Here is a 17,988-nt window from a genome sequence, read left to right as displayed (position 1 = left end):
CTAGCTAAAGCATGAACCCTTATCAAAAGAAACGCCGCTGGAAGTTTTTCCTCCTCATTTTTGCCATCTTAATTGGCATTGCCTCAGTATTTTACACCGATTCTTTTGTAAAAAAAATGGAGCGCGAAGAGGCTGACCAATTTCATCTTTGGGTTAAAATCCAGGAACGGGCGATGTTTCTTTATGATAATGACGATTACAGGGTAATCGTTGAAACGGTGCGTGCAAATACCAAAACGCCTGTTATCATGATCGATTCGGCAGGTATGATCAGCTCTTTTTTCGGTTTGGACAGTACAAAAACCAACTATCCGATTGCAGATACTAAACTCACTTACGATAGCTTATATTTTGTACGCCAACTGAGGCAGATGAAGGCCCAGCACTCACCAGATGTGATGAATATCTTTGGCAAAAAATTTAAGGCATATTATCGCGATTCTTTCATTTTAACACAGCTAAGGTATTTCCCCTATATCCAGATGGCGGTGATATTTCTTTTCCTTTTAACGGCGTATGCGGCATTCAGTTCGGCACGGCGGGATGAACAGGACCACGTTTGGGTGGGCTTGGCCAAAGAAACAGCACACCAGTTGGGCACTCCGATATCATCACTCATGGCCTGGACGGAGCTCATGAAATCTAAATTCGATGCAGAAGATGACCCGCTGATTGCTGAAATGGAAAATGATATTAAACGCTTAGAAATTATTACCGACCGTTTTTCGAAAATCGGATCTAAACCTATACTCGAAGACCACACAGTATACATCGTAATCAGCGATTTTATAAGATATTTTAAGGTACGCACATCAGATAAGGTTAAATTTAGCATTACCGGCGATGAACAGGTAAGGGCCATGTTAAATGTGCCTTTGTTTGACTGGGTAATTGAAAACCTTTTAAAAAATGCAGCCAATGCGATTGAAAACGAAGGATCAATTTCCATCAACATTATCGAAAACCTAGCCAAAGAGCAGGTATTTATTGATGTGAGCGATACCGGAAAGGGAATTCCGAGATCTAAATTTGATGCGGTTTTTCAACCGGGCTATACCACGCGTAAACGCGGCTGGGGCCTGGGCTTATCGCTTACCAAACGTATTGTAGAGAATTACCACAGCGGCGAAATTTTTGTAAAAGACTCCGAGCTGGGTAAAGGCACAACTTTTAGAATAATTTTAAAAAGCAGTTTAAGATATGAACCGACCACAGCCTAACGAGTATCCAATTTGGGGTGAAACGTATATCAGTAAAGTTGACCGAGATATTTTTGAGATTTTAAACGATCAGATTCAAAGTCTTCCGGCTTTATTTAGGGCCAATGCAGATAAAGCAGATTATGCCTATGCAGAAGGTAAATGGACGCTTAAAGAAATGCTGGGCCATATTATCGATACCGAACGTGTTTTTGCTTACCGAATTACCTGTTTTGCACGAAAAGAACAGCAACCCTTGCCCGGTTTCGAAGAGGATGACTATGTCGTAAATGCCCGCTTTGATGAGCGTGGCCTGGAAGATCTGATTGAAGAATTTATCGCATTACGTAAAGCCAACTTATACCTTTTTAAATCTTTAAATGAAGATGAACTAAACCGAAAAGGAATAGCCTCGGGAAGAGAAATCAATGTAAAATCCATTCTTTTTATTGTGGGCGGACACATCATTCACCATGTTTCGATTTTAAAAGAACGTTACAATGTGGTTTAAAAATTTTACAGTTGAGGATTTAAATAACCGTCCGAAAAACCATCTCGGCGGCTTGCTCGATATCCGATTTACCGAAATAGGCGAAGATTTCATTGCCGGAACAATGCCTGTCGACGAACGCACACACCAACCTGCTGGCATACTTCATGGAGGTGCCTCGGTTGTTTTGGCCGAAACACTGGGCAGCATTGCTTCATATATGTGTATTGATCCCGAAAAGTATGTTGCAGTTGGCTTGGAAGTGAATGCCAACCATTTACGCCCCGTAAAAAACGGTTTGGTTAAAGGCATTTGCAAACCTTTGCACGTTGGCGCCAAAACCCAGGTATGGGAAATCAAAATTTATGATGAACGCGGAAAAATGAATTGCATTAGCCGCTTAACCGTTGCGATTATCAATAAACCGCAATAAAAAGAGAAGTCAGGTTTCACGGCACCTTGCTATGAAATTTGACTTCTCTCCATATTATCAAATGGTGCTGTCTGATGTTACCATCTGACTGTCCTTTAAATCTAAAAGCAAATTTCTATTACTGAAAATATTAATTGTCAGATGGAAACATCTGACAACACAAAAATCAAGATAAGCCAAGCTTAATAGCCACCAAGCTATAAAACTTGACTTATCTGCTGGTTAAAATTTGTTGTTATCCAGCCATTTCTTTTCTACCAGGTAAGAAACAATCAAACCCAGGCCGCCAAAGATACCGATGCAGCCAAAATAAATGGCCACCGACTGCCCTTCTTCACTATGTGTCATGTCACTGCCAAATACGCCTCTAACCGTAAAGAGTGCCACCAATAATCCTATTCCCAAACCAACCAGTAATAAACCGAACTTTAAGCTTAAAAACGGCTTTGGTGTTGCCTTGTGAATACCCGGATCGATCCCCCTTTCGATCATTGCCATTTTCTCCTTATTTGATAAATAGCGTATCCCGAATACCATTGCGAATGCGCCTAAAAAAAGTGAGATGGGAACTAATATACCTTCCATGATTATAATTTTTAATTTGTAAATATTTTATCTGTCTGTTGAACCGTGTTCTGTGTATTATGACTACACGCTTTTGAATCAGGTTACACCCTATATTAAAAATATTCAAATACCAATGATCAATCACCAAACCTTAGAGAAAAAACAATAAATGTCGATCGCCGAGTGCTAGCCAGCCAAAACATTCCTATTTTTGTTTTATAGCCATGCATTTTGATTGAACAACTTAAAAATATAGTAGTTTTTAGCACATTGAGTGATGATTCATTACATCAGCTTGCTAAGCATATGGAGTATGTTAAACATAAAAAAGGCACTATAATTATTCATGCTGAAAAAATAGAACCTTATTTCTATGTTTTAGAAAAAGGCATAGCCCGGGCATACTGTGATGGCGAAAACCAGCAGATTACTTTTTGGTTCGGGCAAAGTGGCAATGTGCTTTTTTCTTTTAACAGCTATATCAACAACCGCCCGGGTTACGAAAATGTGGAGCTTTTAGAAACCTGTACTTTAATGAGGATCAGGTTAAATGATCTGTTTTCGCTTTATGCAGACAACCTGGAAATAGCCAACTGGGGCAGAAAAATTGCCGAACAGGAACTCATTGCCACCGAAAGAAGATTAATCGACAGAGCCTTTAAAGGTGCTGCAGAGCGTTATCAGGAATTTGTAGATCAATCACCAGAGCTGATTAAACGCGTGGCCTTAAAACACATTGCCTCCTATTTAGGCGTAACACAGGTTACATTGAGCCGCATCAGGGCCGCTTGTAAATAGGCACATTTTTTAACATTTGTAAAATGTAACCCCACAAATGTCCGGTAAATTTGCAGAAACACATTTATCATGAACTGGATTATCTTAATTATCGCCGGCCTTTTTGAAGTTGGCTTTACCACCTGTCTTAAATTATCGAATAATTTCTCGAATATAAAATGGACTGCAGCATTTTTTGTCTGCATTACCTTAAGCTTTATATTATTAAACAAAGCCACTCAAACCTTGCCAATGGGGACAGCTTATGCCGTTTGGACAGGTATCGGGGCCGTAGGAACCGTAATTATTGGCATCGTGTATTTTAACGAACCGGCAACCTTTTGGCGGATCTTTTTTATCTGTACGCTGATTGGTTCAATTGCAGGATTAAAATTTTTCGCATCACACTAGCGCGGATAACTTCCAAAGTTTATCAGGACGTACCAGGCCTAAAAGAAAAGTTCAATTTTTTGGAGCGCAATGTCTGTGCAAGAAAATAACGGTTTTCCCGTGTTGCGCTTATACACTTTGGGTTTCGTTCCTCCACCATGCAGGGTACCGCTTCACCCGGGGCTAGATGGCCAAAACAGCACCCTTACTTAGGGCTAGAAAGGCCGCACAAGCCCCTGTTCACAAACCTGATGGCAGCGGCAGCCCCAAAGGATGAGGGCTACAGCGGACAGCAGGACTTCAATCGGCCAAGAATACAGCCCTTTTATTTCCAAAAACCAAAAAGAAATATTACACCTTTATCTGCAGATGCTTTACAAACGCAGCATGATAATAAAAATGATGTTTCACGTGTAACCTACTTATCTTTAATGTAGTCTTACAGCTAAACATGGAGCAAAAACTTACAGACTTAGCGCTGATCCAAAATGTATTGAACGGCGAAACCGCTCAGTATGCTTTGCTGGTAAAACGCCATCAGCGGTTTGTATTTACGCTTGCTTTAAGGTTTTCCAAAAACAGGGAAGATGCCGAAGAAATTGCCCAGGATTGCTTTGTGAAAGCATACAGGGCATTAGGTACCTTTAAACAAACGGCTAAATTTAGTACATGGCTGTATACCATTACCTATACTACCGCCATGACATTTTTGAGAAAAAAACGCTTAGATACCTCATCAATCCATGACGAAGGCACCATCATACAGCTCGAAAATCATACCTCAGGCTTTAGTGCCAACGGTTACGAAAAACAGGATAGTCATGCATTTTTAAACCTGGCCATTGCCCAGTTGATGCCAGACGATGCAGCCATTATTACCCTATTTTATAAAGGCGAGCAAAGTTTAGAAGAAATTGGTGAGGCTTTGCACATGGAGTCCAATACCATAAAAGTAAAATTGCACCGGGCCAGGCAAAGGCTTAAAGAAAAATTACAATATTTGTTAAAAGATGAAGTAAAGGAGTTACTATGAACACAATAGAACAACAGCTTTGGGATTATATAGATGGAAATTTAGATGAACCCTCAAAAAAAGCCATCGAAGAAAAAATTGCATCAGATGCTGAAATTAAATCTCAATATGACGATCTTTTAAAATTTAATCTCTCTTTTGAGGGAATAGATCTTGATGAACCTTCCATGTCGTTTACCAGAAATGTAATGGAAAGCGTTGCCCTGGTGCCTGCACCTGTGGCGATGAAAACAAAAGTTGATAAAAAGATTATTTATAGCATCGGTAGTTTTTTTGTGTTCTCCCTGCTCGCCTTATTTGGCTATGTATTGTATAACTCAAATCTAAGTATGCCCCAGTTCGATATGAATGTTAATTTCGACTTTAATTTAGACCAATACATCACACCGACTACGGTTTATAGCTTCTTATTTGCAGATCTGGTGATCGGATTGATTTTTCTAGATCAGTTTTTGAGGAAGAAAATGGCTCAGATTAAGAAAGCTTAAATAGCTCCCGCAGATCAAAATAATTTCGCAGAATTATGTTCATCTGCTCTTTTTGCGAAATCTGCGGGAACTCAGATAGGGAAATTTTAATCCAGAGTTTTTAAAATCTTCAATCCTTCTGGCCATTCCCCAAATCCGGCATCGGTATTAATATGTCCGGCATTGCCGATATTAATAAATTCGCTTCCCCAGTGCTCAGCAAAAAAGGCAGCTCTTTGCAGTTTTACCCACTCATCATTTGAACTGGCCACTACAATGGTTTTAAAGTTTATTTTATTTAAAGGCACATGATCAAAACCAACCGTATTAAAAGTATAATGTGGTGCTTCCAAATCGCTGGGTGCAACCAATAAAGCGCCCTTAACCTTCTTTTGATATTCTTTTGCCCAGTTCGCAATTGCAGTACAGCCTAAACTATGGCCGATTAAAACCACATCAGTTAAATCATATCCAGTAAGGGCCTTATCAATGGTTTCGATCCAATCTTTACTGGCGGGCTCATCCCACTCCAGTTGATTAATGCGGATAAAATGATCTCCGGATTTTTCGAAATAGGTTTGCCAATGATCCGGGCCTGAATTGCCCAAACCAGGAATAATGAAGTAATAAGTCATGAGCTGAGTGAAAAAAAGAAAATAAAAAAAGGCCGCCATCGCAAGAAAGCAGCCTTCTCTGTAAATATGATAAATAAATTAAATTACTTTCACATTAACGGCGTTTAAGCCTTTTTTACCGTTAGCAACTTCGTACTGTACTTTGTCGTTTTCACGGATTTCGTCGATAAGACCTGTTGAATGAACAAAGATTTCGCTGTCGCCATTCGCAGGAACGATAAAGCCAAAACCTTTAGTTACATTGAAGAATTTTACTGTGCCTTCTTGCATTGTATTAAATATTAAAATTAAGTCTGCAAGGTAAGTTTTAATTTTTAAAATCAAAATAAATTTTAACATTTTTTTAACGTTAAAATTTTGTAAATATCAGATTACTAAGGCTTTTTAATTGCCTTCCCAATTATTGTTAAAGTAATTTCGCTATTGTGCGGAATTCCCAGCGTGGTTCCAGGAGCAACATTAAAAAGGTTTCTAACATAAATATCGGCTATTCCCTGGGCTACTTTTTTCTTCGCTTCAGCATTTTCGGGAAGCACATTATAAATGGTTTTTACGTGTATCCCACCCTGAAAATCTACCACCGCAGCTACCTGGTAAGCAAAATCCTTATAGGCACGATCGATCCTGATAATATATTGCGGAAACATATAATCGTAAGCCTCGGTCCTGTTATTTGCACGGTCTACCGTACTGATTTTTTCAACCCTCGCGATTTTGCTTTTGGGGATAAATTGAACCGGATCTGTCGCGGCAAAAGCACTATCACTATTTAAATTCACCTTAGCCGTGCGTTTCTCTATAAACGCGGTATCCGCCTTGGTTGGTCTTTGCAGGTCGGAAGCTTTAGCTTTCAATTTGTTTTTAATGTAATCTTGGGCATAAAAGGTCATGTTCACATCCGAGCGGACATCCGATGCGATTACTTTTCCATTCACCTGCACACGCTGAAAAACCAAACTGTCCTTGCTGATGTGTTTTACCTTAAAAAACTCGGCCGCGAAGTTATACACGTTTCCGTGGTCGTATTGCATATAAAACTTTTGCATTCTTTGTTTTTGAGGGCTCCAGGCCGACATCGTATCTTCTTTAACCACCTCAATGATCCAGGATGGTTTTTGCATAAATCCTTCGGCATTAAAAGAGAGTCCATTTTTAAAACGCCGCTTTACTTCCTGATATCGGATGCCTTTTACAGGCTCGAAAGTAAAATCCCTTAAAGTTGGATCGCTGGTTTTAGAGCCAAATTTACAGGCAGAAAGCATCAGCACAAAAAAGAAAAAGTATATCGTATTTTTAATCATTTCAACAAAATCTTCGGCTAAAATAAGTTTTTTTAATTAGAGCTAAACATTGTTGTTCCGGATGCGTTTTATCTCCGTGTCTGCTTCTTCACCAAAATTACGTTGGCTACTTTTCGCTGCCCTTCGTGGTCCCATTTTTTATTGTCTGTTGGATAGTTTACCACACCATTATCGGGCATTCCGTTTACCCACAATGTTGTAGAGCCGCCACCATCAAAGTTTATGGCACTGGTGCAGCCCAACCAACGCATCAATTTGGCAAGTTCGAACAAACTCATTCCGGCCGAATTCTCATTTCTTCCATCAACCGTTAACAAAACCACCCTTCCATTTGGTTTTAAGCCCAGGCAAGTGCGTGGATGGCGCAGACGGTTAAAACCAGCGGTATCCAATGTTTCGTCAATATCGTTCAAAGTCAATAGAGGGCCATTTAACAAAACATTCTCAGCCGTCAATTTACTTTCCCAATCGGCCGATCCATCCCTTTTTTTAATGGAAAGTTTTCCATTTTCAATAACAAGTGCGGCCTCCTGGTGTCTCGCCCGGTTTCCGTTTTTATCTAAACGGTTGGTATTAATGGTTTTTCCGTTAACCCGTACAAAATCTACCGATCCTCCATTTTTTACATCAAAGAAATTGCCGTTTACCGCAGCGATGGCCGTATCCCGTAAACCAAAATTACTGGTTGTAATCAGCTCCTTCTCTTCCGCGCCAATTGCAAATACTGCTTTTCGTCCCGTATTTTTTATTTCTAAAAACGAAATATTTTCGTTTGCTGCAAAAAGATTTTTCTGATCAAAATGATGTCTGAATAAAAGCACCTGTTTGGCAATACGGTTTTTCTGCCATTTGGTTTTCACTACAGTTAAAGAATCAGCATTTTGGCCGAAAGCAGATAAACCGTAAATAAACAATGTAACTGCAAATAATAATCGTTTAAGCATAAAATTTGTTTTGCCATAAAATTAAAAAACGATTTATCGTTTAGCTTAAAGCATCAAGAATTATACAAATGCAACCACAAAAAAACGGAGCGATCAATTTAATGATCTGCCCCGTTTTAATTTTGAATGAGTGAATTTTGATTGAATGGCATATTGCGTTTCATTCAATCATGCACTCGTTTTATCTTTTATTTCTTAGGATCCAAAATATCCTTGATTCTGATGCTCAAATCTTCGTAATGTGCTTTTGTAATGGCATCGCCTGCTGCTGCTCTGGCTTTTGTTGTGGCCAATAAAGTTTTCAGCTCAGCTCTAACCAATGGTCTGATATCTGATAAACCCACATTGATTGGCGTTAAACCAAAACTCGCTGCATAATCTACCGGAAATCCAACCGGAAGCTCTGACTCTTTTGTCATTAAATCCTGCAAACGGTCTACATAAGCACGTTGTAAGTTACGTTTAAAGGCATCTGCTCTTCCAGCTACAAAAACCGACGATCTTAAATCAGTAAATAATTCAGGTAAAGTGTATGCCTTTGCTGCACCGTTTTTGGTTTCATTATCTAATAAACGCGCAATACGCGATGCAGATAAAAGATTACCCAAAGTATTAGTTTGAACACCTTTAATGCGGTTTAACAATACCCCGTTATCAAATTTACTTAACTGATCGTTACTGATTAACCAAAGCGGAGTAGTAAATAATTGTTGATTGAAAAAAGCGATAGCTTCTTTTTGTTTTGCTTTTGGCAAATAAGCATAAACAGGTCCTTTTTGTTCGTAGGTTTTAAAGTTTTCACTTAAGCCACCAACATTGGTTGCTACATGGCCCATGTAACGGTTAAACTGACCAACAATTTCCGTATAGATTTCTTTTAAATCGCTATAATCTTTGCCTTTTTGATAAGTCCATTTTTCTACGTTAGGTAAAATACGTTTTAAATTGGCAATACCGTAAGTACTGGCTTTCATGGCATTATCACCTAAATCTTCACTCTGTAAACGTGGATCTAAAGAAGTTCCCTGACGGCCATAGAAGTATAAAGGATTACCCGCGTTTTTTAAAGTCCACTGATCTAAAACTTCTTTTTCCTGCTCTGCAGTTTTATTTCCCGGGATCCATGAATATCCCCATTTCACTACCCATTTATCGTATTCGCCAATTTGAGGGTGAAGTTTGGTAACGCCATCACCTGGTTGAGCGATGTAATTAAAACGGGCATAATCCATAATCGATGGTGCTGTGCCATGTTTATCGGTAAAGGTTTTAGAACGCAATGAATCAACCGGATAAGCGTAGCTCGAACCAAAGTTATGTGGTAAACCCAAGGTATGACCGATTTCGTGAGAAGAAACAAAACGGATCAATTCGCCCATTTGTGCATCAGTAAACTGTGCCTTACGCACCTCTGGATTAATGGCTGCTGTTTGTACAAAATACCAGTTACGCAACAGGTTCATTACATTGTGGTACCAACCGATATGTGTTTCTAAAATCTGTCCGGTACGCGGATCGCTGATATGTGGTCCGTAAGCATTGGCAATATCTGATGCAAAATAACGAACAACCGAATATCTTGAATCTTCTACACTGAACTGAGGATCTTGTTGAGCCGTTGGTGCTTCTTTACCTAAAATAGCGTTTTTAAAACCAGCTGCCTCGAATGCTACCTGCCAGTCGTTAATCCCCTGAATTAAAAACGGCACCCATTTTTTTGGTGTTGCCGGATCGATATAAATCACAATCGGTTTTACCGGTTCTACCAATTCGCCACGTTTGTAGGCGTTGGTATCTTTAGGAACCAAATTCCAGCGGTGGATGTAGGCTGTACGCTCTGCCTTCTGTGCATTGCTTCCATAATCGATCTGAGATTGACCAAAGAAACCAACTCTGCTGTCCATTATTCTGGCTTTTACAGGCGTTTTAGGCAATAAGAGCATTGAGGTATTAAACTCAAAAGTTACCGCAGCATTGCTATTATCGGTTGGCGATTCTGCTGCACGATAGGTTTTAGCCGTTTTTACCTCCAGATTGATGGGAAAAGTTTTTACCGTATCGATATAAGAGCGTGTGGCATCGTACATCGTAACTTTATAAGCTTTACGGATCTGATCGGTAGCACCGATGGCCATTACATCACCATTATAAAAATCGGTAACATCAATTACCACGCCCGTAGTATCTTTATTGTAGGCTTTAATTTCGAAACTGGCCAGAATCTGAGCAAGGTTAGAGTTCTGTACCGATTCGTACATATCGCTGTTTGGATCTGCTTTGGTAGCATAACTTGGCACGCGGATGAAAACCTGTTTTCCTCTGCGCTCCCATTTCCAAACCTGCTCGTTTAATTCTTCACCACCATATTGTTGATTACCTACTTTAACACCTGCCGGCACTTTTGCTAAACGGGTAACCACAAGCATCTCGCGGTTAATCATCGAATCTGGTATTTCGAAATACCATTTATCATCTACTTTATGTGTTTTGAACAAACCATTGGTTGTTCTGGCTTTTGCCGTAATTACTTCTGAAAATGGTTTAATGCCCTCTTTTTTGGGCGCAGCTGCCGGAGTGGCCGAGGGAGCTGTTGGAGTTGCGCCTTTGGTGGTTTTTTGCTTTTTCTGAGCATATACGGAATCCGATCCGGCTACACCAAGGGCTACGATACCTGCTAAGGCAAGTACCTTAAAGTTTTTCTTCATGTGTATATAAAAGTTAGTTTGCTTGATAATAAGAGGTTAAAGTTAGAACCTTGTTACACGACAATTCTTTTGTAACCGGAAAATTACATTATATCCTCTTCTCGAGCCGTACCACTTTAAAAAACACTTGTTTATCCCTGTAGATTTCGAAGATTACACTTCGGTCGGCCTTTGATTTAAACAGCTCGCTAAGATCGTTCAACGAATACGTTTCTACGCCCTTAAAATTAACACCAATAATTTCATCATAAGGGCACAAACCCGCTTTTTCGGCAGGGCTATTTTCATCTATTTCACCGATGATCAATCGCTTATAATCATTCTGATCGAGATAAATAACCATTCCCACCATGTCATATTCAAAAGGTGCTTTGCTTAAGCTGTTGGGTTTAACATAAATAAAGCCCTCTTGATAGTTAAACTGTATATTGAATTTCCGCAGCAGATCAGCGCCTAAATTTCCATTCCTTTTTGATAAGTCGATCTTCTCGGCAATTGTTTTAAAATCAGGAAAACCTGCAACCACATCTTTAAAAATATAACCACCTATACTAAGCCTGCTTAACCGTCCAATGGAACCTTTAATCTGGCCACTGAGGCTCATGCCTAAATTGGCTTTAATATTTTTTTCAGGTAGCGGGAACTCTCCTCCATTGAACATTTCGAGCGATAAAGCATGGCTAGCGCCTGTATCCATTAAAAACCTGGTTGCAACGGTTCCGATAGCAGGAAGTTCGATATTTGCCGAAATGTAGGGTTTCTGATTGTCTATCTGGATCGGTATCTTTTTTCCACGGTATTTGATCTTCGCATCGTGATCATAAATAATCAGCCTGTTTTCGCTGTACCGCACATCAACAATAAAACTGTTAAAAAAGCTGTAACCCAGTAACCCATAAATTTTTAAACCCAGGTGCCCCGACAAATTAAAGAGATCTTCCTTTAAAATTGCGGTAGGTATTCGTTCTATAGTTGCATTGCCCACTTTAACATCAAGGCTTTGAGAAACATAAGCTTCAACGGTTTCGATACCCAAACCAGAAACCTTTATTTTACGGAGCATGCTAAAGTTCAGCGAATCAATGATGGAAGGATCTGTGATAATCATCGGCCCCACGCCGGTATCCAAAACAAAATCAAAAGGGCCTTTGCCATTTACATAAACCGGAATGACCATCAGGTTTTTGATACATTTAAAAGGGATGGATTGCTTCTGTCGGTTTCGTTTAAACAAAAACTCTTGGGAAAATCCAGAAAATGCAAGAAATACAAAACCCAGGCAAACGGTTAGTTTACGTAAACAGATTATTACACCGGGGCTATATTTGGTTAACATTGAACTAAATTTAATAAATTAGTTGCTAATTATACCCACTAATTTCAGAACATGTTTCGGTTAAAAAATCAAAATTTCATTTTTCTTGCGTCTATCTTATCTATTGGTATGTTAACAGCTTGCTCAACCAATAAAATGATTTCGAATAGGGTAGCAAAAGAATTCAAAAATTCGCAGGTAATTAAACAGTATCAGGTTGGGTTTGCGCTTTTTAACCCTGAAGATAAAAAAATGATTTTTGAGAAAGATGCCGACAAGTATTTTACTCCAGCCTCTAATACAAAACTATATACTTTTTTTGCAAGCCTAAAAATGATCCCTGATTTAATGCCTGCCTTAAAATATGTTGAACGGAACGATTCGTTAATTTTTTGGGGAACCGGCGACCCGTCGTTTTTACAGTTTGCGGTAAAGGATAAATCAGCTTATAATTTTCTTCTCGCCTCGAACAAAAAACTGTTTTTTGCACCAGGCCGGTATTCGGGTACTTTCTTTGGCGATGGCTGGGCATGGGATGATTACGACTATTACTACCAGCCCGAAATTACGGAGATGCCTATTATGGATAATATGGTAACTTCTACCTATGCCACGCCAAATAAAATCAATATTGAGCCAAAGGTTTTTGCCCCATGTTTTAAAATAGATTCGGCCAAAACCACAGGCAATTTTCAGGTCACCAGAGATTTTCTGATCAATAGCTTTCACTATCCAGCGGTTGCGGTAAAGCCCGGTTATAACCAGCAAAACCCATATAAAACCAGTGCACAGGTTACCGTTGAAGTATTATCAGATACTTTACACAAACCTGTCGGCATTATAAACTTAAAAATACCATCTGATGCTAAGACCTTATCGGGCGCAAAACGCGATTCGGTTTTAAAACACTTGATGTTACCCAGCGATAATTTTATAGCCGAACATTTATTATTGGTTTGTGCCAACCAGATTGGCGATACTTTAAGTACGGTAAAAGCCATAGAACACATTTCCAAAAACTATCTCTCTTTTTTACCCGATAAAGTAAAATGGGTAGATGGGTCTGGTCTATCCCGTCAGAATTTATTTACACCACGCGATAATGTGTATCTTCTCGATTCCATTTACAAATTGGTAAATAACCCTGAGAAACTTTTTGACATGTTGCCTGCCGGAGGCAAAAGTGGCACCTTAAAAAGTGCTTACCCAAAAACCGACAAACCCTTTGTGTATGGCAAAACAGGTTCGCTTGGCGGTGTCCACAACCAAAGCGGCTATGTGCTTACCAAAAAAGGTAAAACCTATATCTACTCCTTTATGAACAACAATTTTGTAAAACCTACCGCAGAGGTACGGGCGGAAATGGTAAGGATAGTAACTTATATACATGAGAATTTCTAATGCCAGATTTTAAATCAGTTGATCAGCCTTTTTCGAACAAAATAAACATTGATGGTACATCCTATTTATATTTTGGCGGAACGGCGTATTTGGGCATTCCACAAAACCAGGATTTCATTGATCTGTATATGGAAGGAATCGAAAAGTTTGGTTTAAATAACGGCACAAGCCGTACCAACAATATCCAACAAGGTATTTATGATCAAGCAGAAGAAATAGCTGCAGCGCGATATGGAGCAGAAGCGGCACTGATTACTTCGAGCGGATATTTAGCCGCACAGCTTACCGTTAAGGCGTTATGTAGATTAGGAAAAGTGATTTACGCTCCCGCAGCACATCCTGCACTTTTTTTGGTAGAAAATCAAACCAAAAATCTGATGCTGTTTAGAGATTGGGTAGCTGAAACGATTGAAAGAATAAATTCCTCGGAAGAAAAAACCTGGATTTTGATCAGCAATTCGATGAATAATCTTATCCCTGAAATTTATGATTTCGACTTTGCAAAAGAACTTCGCAAGGATAAAAATATAATCCTTGTGGTTGACGATTCGCATGGAATCGGTGTAAATAATAATGGAATGGGCGTTATTGTAAACCTTCCGAAACAAGAAAACATCGAAAATGTAGTGGTTGCATCAATGGCAAAGGCACTCGGCGTAGATGCAGGTCTGGTTTTGGCCTCAAATAAAATAATCGATAAACTTAAAAGTACAAATACATTTATTGGTGCTTCTCCGCCTAGTCCAGCCGCACTTTATGCATTTATCCATGCGGAAGAAATCTATCGAAAGGCCTTAAATAAACTAAAAGATAATATGGTAATGTTTGAAAAAGCATCAAATCTTACCTGGAAACATGAATGGGATTTCCCTGTGTATCTGCTGGGCGATGTAAATTTTTCTGAACGCCTTTTGCAAAAACAGATCCTGATTTCGTCTTTCCCCTATCCAAACCCTACCGACGAAATTTTAGACCGTATAGTGCTTTCTGCATGGCATGAAAAAGAAGATATTGAAAAGCTAATCGCTGCCATAAATTTTTAACCTTTTCTTATCCAATTAATTTTTCAATATTTATGACATGAAAAAACTGTTCGTATTCCTGTCGTTAAGCCTACTTTTTATTAATGTAATTTCTGCACAAACTACCACCGTTTGGATTGTCAGACACGCTGAAAAAGATAAGTCGAATCCACAGGATACAAACCCTAATTTATCTGATGAAGGGAAAATCCGCACAGCAGATTTAGCAAAGTATTTAAAAAAGGTAAAATTTGATGTTGCTTTTGCCACTCCGACTAAAAGAACCCATCAAACATTAGACTCATTGGTGATTCCTAAAGTGATTGATTATAAAGACATAAAATCACTCGTGGATAGCATCAAAACCACTTACGCCGGCAAAACCATTATGGTGGCAGGTCACTCCAATACTGTACTCGAAATTATCGAAGCGCTTGGTGCTAAAAGACCAAAAGAAGAATTAACGGATGATGATTACGACTATATTTTTGAATTATCGGTAAAAGAAGATAAAGCGAAGGTTAAGATGGATCAATATGGAAGGCCACATCATTTATAAGTCTTTATTGTACTCCTGAACTTGTTTCTGCATCTATCAAAGCAGATAATGCCGAAACTAATGAAGGATAAATTCACTGTTGATCAATAACCATTAAGGAGTTAAGAAAATTAAGATTTTAAGTATCGGTATATAGATGGCTTCAAAACGCTCTCCGGCTCGCGATTAACGAATTATGCAGGGCTGTGCATCCAAACAAATGAACTAATGACTACTGAACCAGTAAACTATAATTTCTCGAAAGGAATATCCATTAAATTGTAGTTTTTCCAGTCCGAAAAATCATAGTGCCACCATTCATTTTCAAGCACATTCATTTGGTATTTACCCATTATCGCAATCAGGAAATCACGGTTTTTCCTCGCCTCTGGCGATACGTTTTGATATTTTGCAGCTGCCGCAGCCGAAAAGCTATCGTAAGGGGTCGGCATCACCAATTCTTTGCCTGTTTTCAGATTGACCAGCGTTAAATCTACCGCACAGCCCCTATTGTGTTTAGATCCTTTCGCCGGGTTGGCCACAAAATTTTTATCGCTTGCCTTTTTGTAAAACTCAACCGTAATGGCATAAGGACGATAACCATCAAATATTTTCAGTCCGTAACCTTTTTTATTTAATTCCTTCTGTATTTTTTTTAACGCCTCTATCACCGGTTTCCGGGCAAAAGCTCTTGCCTGTTTATACATCACCTGTTGCATAAAGTTATTTTTGGTGGCGTAACGGATATCCAGATTAATATTGGGGATGGCTTTTTTGATTTCAATCAATTGGTTATCCGGATTCGTTTTTATGGAGGCCAGGTATTGGTTATAAGAATTTACAACAACCAGTTTCTTTTCTGGTAGAGGTTTGTTCTGCGCGGAGGCAGCTAAAGTGATGAAAAGAAATAACGTAAGGAGATTGAATTTCATATTTTTAGTAGCATAAAAAAGCATCGGGTAGCAAGATGTTAAATACAGGTATCAAGATACGCCCTTCTCACATTATCCATCTCACATCATTCATTTTACTTTTTACTGGTTCGAGACCACCAGCAGTTCCAGATCCTTAAATGGCAGGTTAAACATATCTGCCAGATCTTTATTGGTACAGTTTCCCTGATAAATATAAAGTGCTTCGCGGATACCAGGTGTATTCCATACCATATTCATTAAACCTCCAAATTCACCAATGTCCAATAAAATAGGTGCAAAAATATTAGTCAAGGCATAAGATGCCGTTCTTGGTACACGGGAGGCAATATTGGGTACACAATAGTGAATTACATCGTATTTCCTGAAAACCGGGTTGGTGTGGTTGGTTACCTCTGAAGTTTCAAAACATCCCCCCTGATCTATACTCACATCAATTACGACCGAATGCGGTTTCATTCTCGCAACGGTTTCTTCCATCACTACGCAGGGGCTACGGCCATGAGTGGCACGGATGGCACCAATCACTACGTCGCAAGTAACGATGGCTTTATTCAATACAATGGGTTGCATTACCGAAGTAAATACCCTGCTACTGCCCAAATTATTTTGCAATCGGCGTAAACGGTAAATAGAACTATCGAAAACTTTAACCTCGGCACCCAGTGCCAAAGCTGTTCGCGCGGCATATTCGCCAACTGTTCCGGCGCCCAGAATAACAATTTCCGTTGGCGGAACCCCGGTAAAACCACCTAACATTAATCCCTTACCTCCGGTTACATTACTCAGATATTCTGCAGCAATTAAAATGGAAGTAGAGCCAACAATTTCGCTCATGGCACGGACTACACTTAATACATTACCTTCATCACGAAGATTTTCGAAACATAAGGCATTGATTTTTTTATGCATCAAGGCTTTCAGGTAGTCCTGCTTTAAAGTTCCGGTCTGTAACGAAGAAATAAGCGTTTGCCCTTTATGCATCATCTCAATTTCTTCGAGCATAGGAGGTGCAATTTTCACCAGAATATCAGCATCGAAAACTTCTTTTTTATCGTAGGCGATCTTGGCACCCTGCTCAGCATATTCGGAATCTGAAAAATTGGCCGCTATACCTGCCCCTGTTTCCAAAACAACCCGATGGCCATTGTTTACCAACAAAGCCACAGATAAAGGCGTTAATGCTATTCTATTTTCCTGAAAAGAAATTTCTTTCGGTATTCCTATGTAAAGGCTGTTTTTTTTGTTTCGGGTTTCCAGCTTTGCCTCTTGTGTTTGTAATAAACCCTGACGAGCTATATCGGCCATTCCTTCGCGTAATCCTGTAGCCATGTTGAATTAAAATTTTGGTAGTTTTAGGTTGTTCAAGATAAGGAAAATCTGTTAATTTATTGATAACTAATTGTTATACATTCGAGAACCTGAATAATCGTTGGTTTTCATCAGATACATTTATCTCTACCTTAACATAGTTTTCGGGCAATAATTCGGTTATTCTTTCCGGCCATTCTATTAAACAGGTGCTCCCACCATAAAAATATTCTTCATAGCCCAGATCATAGGCCTCCCGGATATCTTTTATCCTATAAAAATCAAAATGAAATACCGCCCCTTCAGGACTTTCGTATTCGTTAACGATAGAATAGGTAGGGCTCGAAACCACATCATCCACCCCCAAATGTTTACAGAAAACTTTAATAAAGGTTGTCTTTCCTGCGCCCATATCGCCTTCAAAAATGAAAACCTTTTGGTTGCCCGCAAAATTTGAGAGCTGTTGGGCTACAACAGGTAAATCGGCTAGACTATTTACTTCAATATCCATTTTAAAAAATAAAGGCA

General features: G+C 39.2%; 21 protein-coding genes. 11 read left to right on the top strand and 10 right to left on the bottom strand.

What is annotated here, in order from left to right; all coding sequences use genetic code 11:
- The first annotated feature begins 11 nt into the window (after positions 1-11).
- The 3 genes from AC04Q1_RS09165 to AC04Q1_RS09155 are packed head-to-tail and all read left to right on the top strand — an operon-like array spanning position 12 to position 2,122.
- Complete coding sequence (locus tag AC04Q1_RS09165) at positions 12-1,220, top strand: sensor histidine kinase (RefSeq protein ID WP_478363884.1); 1,209 nt, start codon at positions 12-14, stop codon at positions 1,218-1,220.
- The gene (locus AC04Q1_RS09160) at positions 1,201-1,710 is read left to right on the top strand and encodes a DinB family protein (protein ID WP_478363882.1); all 510 of its coding nucleotides are present in this window, start codon (positions 1,201-1,203) and stop codon (positions 1,708-1,710) included. Before AC04Q1_RS09165 ends, AC04Q1_RS09160 begins: the two co-directional genes overlap by 20 nt.
- A complete protein-coding gene (locus AC04Q1_RS09155) occupies positions 1,700-2,122 on the top strand; it encodes a hotdog fold thioesterase (protein ID WP_478363881.1) in 423 nt (140 codons plus the stop codon). Before AC04Q1_RS09160 ends, AC04Q1_RS09155 begins: the two co-directional genes overlap by 11 nt.
- Before the next feature lie 222 nt (positions 2,123-2,344).
- Here the strand turns inward: AC04Q1_RS09155 and AC04Q1_RS09150 are convergent, their stop codons facing one another.
- On the bottom strand, positions 2,345-2,707 hold the full coding sequence (locus AC04Q1_RS09150; RefSeq protein WP_478363879.1) for a DUF6249 domain-containing protein: 363 nt from the start codon (positions 2,705-2,707) through the stop codon (positions 2,345-2,347).
- A 288-nt stretch (positions 2,708-2,995) separates the two neighbouring features.
- Between AC04Q1_RS09150 and AC04Q1_RS09145 the strand changes: the two genes are divergently transcribed.
- From AC04Q1_RS09145 to AC04Q1_RS09125, 5 genes are all read left to right on the top strand, one after another.
- A complete protein-coding gene (locus tag AC04Q1_RS09145) occupies positions 2,996-3,487 on the top strand; it encodes a Crp/Fnr family transcriptional regulator (RefSeq protein WP_478363877.1) in 492 nt (163 codons plus the stop codon).
- A 69-nt stretch (positions 3,488-3,556) separates the two neighbouring features.
- Positions 3,557-3,877 (top strand): DMT family transporter, encoded by a 321-nt coding sequence (locus tag AC04Q1_RS09140; protein WP_478363875.1) that lies wholly within the window; start codon positions 3,557-3,559, stop codon positions 3,875-3,877.
- Positions 3,878-4,107: 230 nt separating this feature from the next.
- A complete protein-coding gene (locus tag AC04Q1_RS09135) occupies positions 4,108-4,293 on the top strand; it encodes a hypothetical protein (RefSeq protein ID WP_478363873.1) in 186 nt (61 codons plus the stop codon).
- 14 nt (positions 4,294-4,307) lie between these two features.
- Positions 4,308-4,889 carry an RNA polymerase sigma factor gene (locus tag AC04Q1_RS09130; RefSeq protein WP_478363871.1) on the top strand — a complete coding sequence of 194 codons (582 nt, stop codon included), beginning with the start codon at positions 4,308-4,310 and terminating at the stop codon, positions 4,887-4,889.
- A complete protein-coding gene (locus tag AC04Q1_RS09125; RefSeq protein ID WP_478363869.1) occupies positions 4,886-5,377 on the top strand; it encodes an anti-sigma factor in 492 nt (163 codons plus the stop codon). The genes AC04Q1_RS09130 and AC04Q1_RS09125 overlap by 4 nt, the downstream gene beginning before the upstream one ends.
- Positions 5,378-5,463: 86 nt before the next feature.
- Here AC04Q1_RS09125 and AC04Q1_RS09120 read toward each other — a convergent pair whose 3' ends face one another.
- The 6 genes from AC04Q1_RS09120 to AC04Q1_RS09095 form a co-directional block, all read right to left on the bottom strand.
- Complete coding sequence (locus AC04Q1_RS09120) at positions 5,464-5,991, bottom strand: RBBP9/YdeN family alpha/beta hydrolase (RefSeq protein WP_478363867.1); 528 nt, start codon at positions 5,989-5,991, stop codon at positions 5,464-5,466.
- 78 nt (positions 5,992-6,069) lie between these two features.
- Positions 6,070-6,261, bottom strand: a complete 192-nt coding sequence (locus AC04Q1_RS09115; RefSeq protein WP_025141747.1) for a cold-shock protein — start codon at positions 6,259-6,261, stop codon at positions 6,070-6,072.
- 104 nt (positions 6,262-6,365) lie between these two features.
- Positions 6,366-7,292 carry a hypothetical protein gene (locus AC04Q1_RS09110; RefSeq protein WP_478363865.1) on the bottom strand — a complete coding sequence of 309 codons (927 nt, stop codon included), beginning with the start codon at positions 7,290-7,292 and terminating at the stop codon, positions 6,366-6,368.
- 68 nt (positions 7,293-7,360) lie between these two features.
- Entirely contained in the window at positions 7,361-8,236 is an 876-nt protein-coding gene (locus tag AC04Q1_RS09105; RefSeq protein ID WP_478363863.1) for a phosphodiester glycosidase family protein, read from the bottom strand.
- A gap of 188 nt (positions 8,237-8,424) precedes the next feature.
- A complete protein-coding gene (locus tag AC04Q1_RS09100; RefSeq protein WP_478363861.1) occupies positions 8,425-10,941 on the bottom strand; it encodes a zinc-dependent metalloprotease in 2,517 nt (838 codons plus the stop codon).
- 88 nt (positions 10,942-11,029) lie between these two features.
- Positions 11,030-12,277 (bottom strand): aspartyl protease family protein, encoded by a 1,248-nt coding sequence (locus AC04Q1_RS09095; protein WP_478363859.1) that lies wholly within the window; start codon positions 12,275-12,277, stop codon positions 11,030-11,032.
- A 135-nt stretch (positions 12,278-12,412) separates the two neighbouring features.
- On the opposite strand from AC04Q1_RS09095, the gene AC04Q1_RS09090 reads away from it, so the two are divergent.
- From AC04Q1_RS09090 to AC04Q1_RS09080, 3 genes are read left to right on the top strand one after another with little or no spacing between them, the layout of a single operon-like run.
- Positions 12,413-13,657: a D-alanyl-D-alanine carboxypeptidase gene (locus AC04Q1_RS09090; protein WP_478363857.1), complete on the top strand. Its 1,245-nt coding sequence runs from the start codon at positions 12,413-12,415 to the stop codon at positions 13,655-13,657.
- On the top strand, positions 13,657-14,700 hold the full coding sequence (locus tag AC04Q1_RS09085) for an aminotransferase class I/II-fold pyridoxal phosphate-dependent enzyme (protein WP_478363855.1): 1,044 nt from the start codon (positions 13,657-13,659) through the stop codon (positions 14,698-14,700). The genes AC04Q1_RS09090 and AC04Q1_RS09085 overlap by 1 nt, the downstream gene beginning before the upstream one ends.
- A gap of 37 nt (positions 14,701-14,737) precedes the next feature.
- On the top strand, positions 14,738-15,238 hold the full coding sequence (locus AC04Q1_RS09080; protein WP_478363853.1) for a phosphoglycerate mutase family protein: 501 nt from the start codon (positions 14,738-14,740) through the stop codon (positions 15,236-15,238).
- Between the two features lie 227 nt (positions 15,239-15,465).
- Here AC04Q1_RS09080 and AC04Q1_RS09075 read toward each other — a convergent pair whose 3' ends face one another.
- From AC04Q1_RS09075 to tsaE, 3 genes are all read right to left on the bottom strand, one after another.
- Positions 15,466-16,149, bottom strand: coding sequence for a M15 family metallopeptidase (locus AC04Q1_RS09075; RefSeq protein ID WP_478363851.1), 684 nt, complete (start codon positions 16,147-16,149; stop codon positions 15,466-15,468).
- A 102-nt stretch (positions 16,150-16,251) separates the two neighbouring features.
- Positions 16,252-17,481, bottom strand: coding sequence for an alanine dehydrogenase (locus AC04Q1_RS09070; RefSeq protein WP_478363849.1), 1,230 nt, complete (start codon positions 17,479-17,481; stop codon positions 16,252-16,254).
- 73 nt (positions 17,482-17,554) lie between these two features.
- Entirely contained in the window at positions 17,555-17,971 is a 417-nt protein-coding gene (gene tsaE, locus AC04Q1_RS09065) for a tRNA (adenosine(37)-N6)-threonylcarbamoyltransferase complex ATPase subunit type 1 TsaE (RefSeq protein WP_478363847.1), read from the bottom strand.
- Between the last annotated feature and the right edge of the window lie 17 nt (positions 17,972-17,988).

The sequence above is a fragment of the Pedobacter humicola genome, from assembly GCF_056490705.1.
This window is presented reverse-complemented; position numbering and strand designations above follow the sequence as displayed.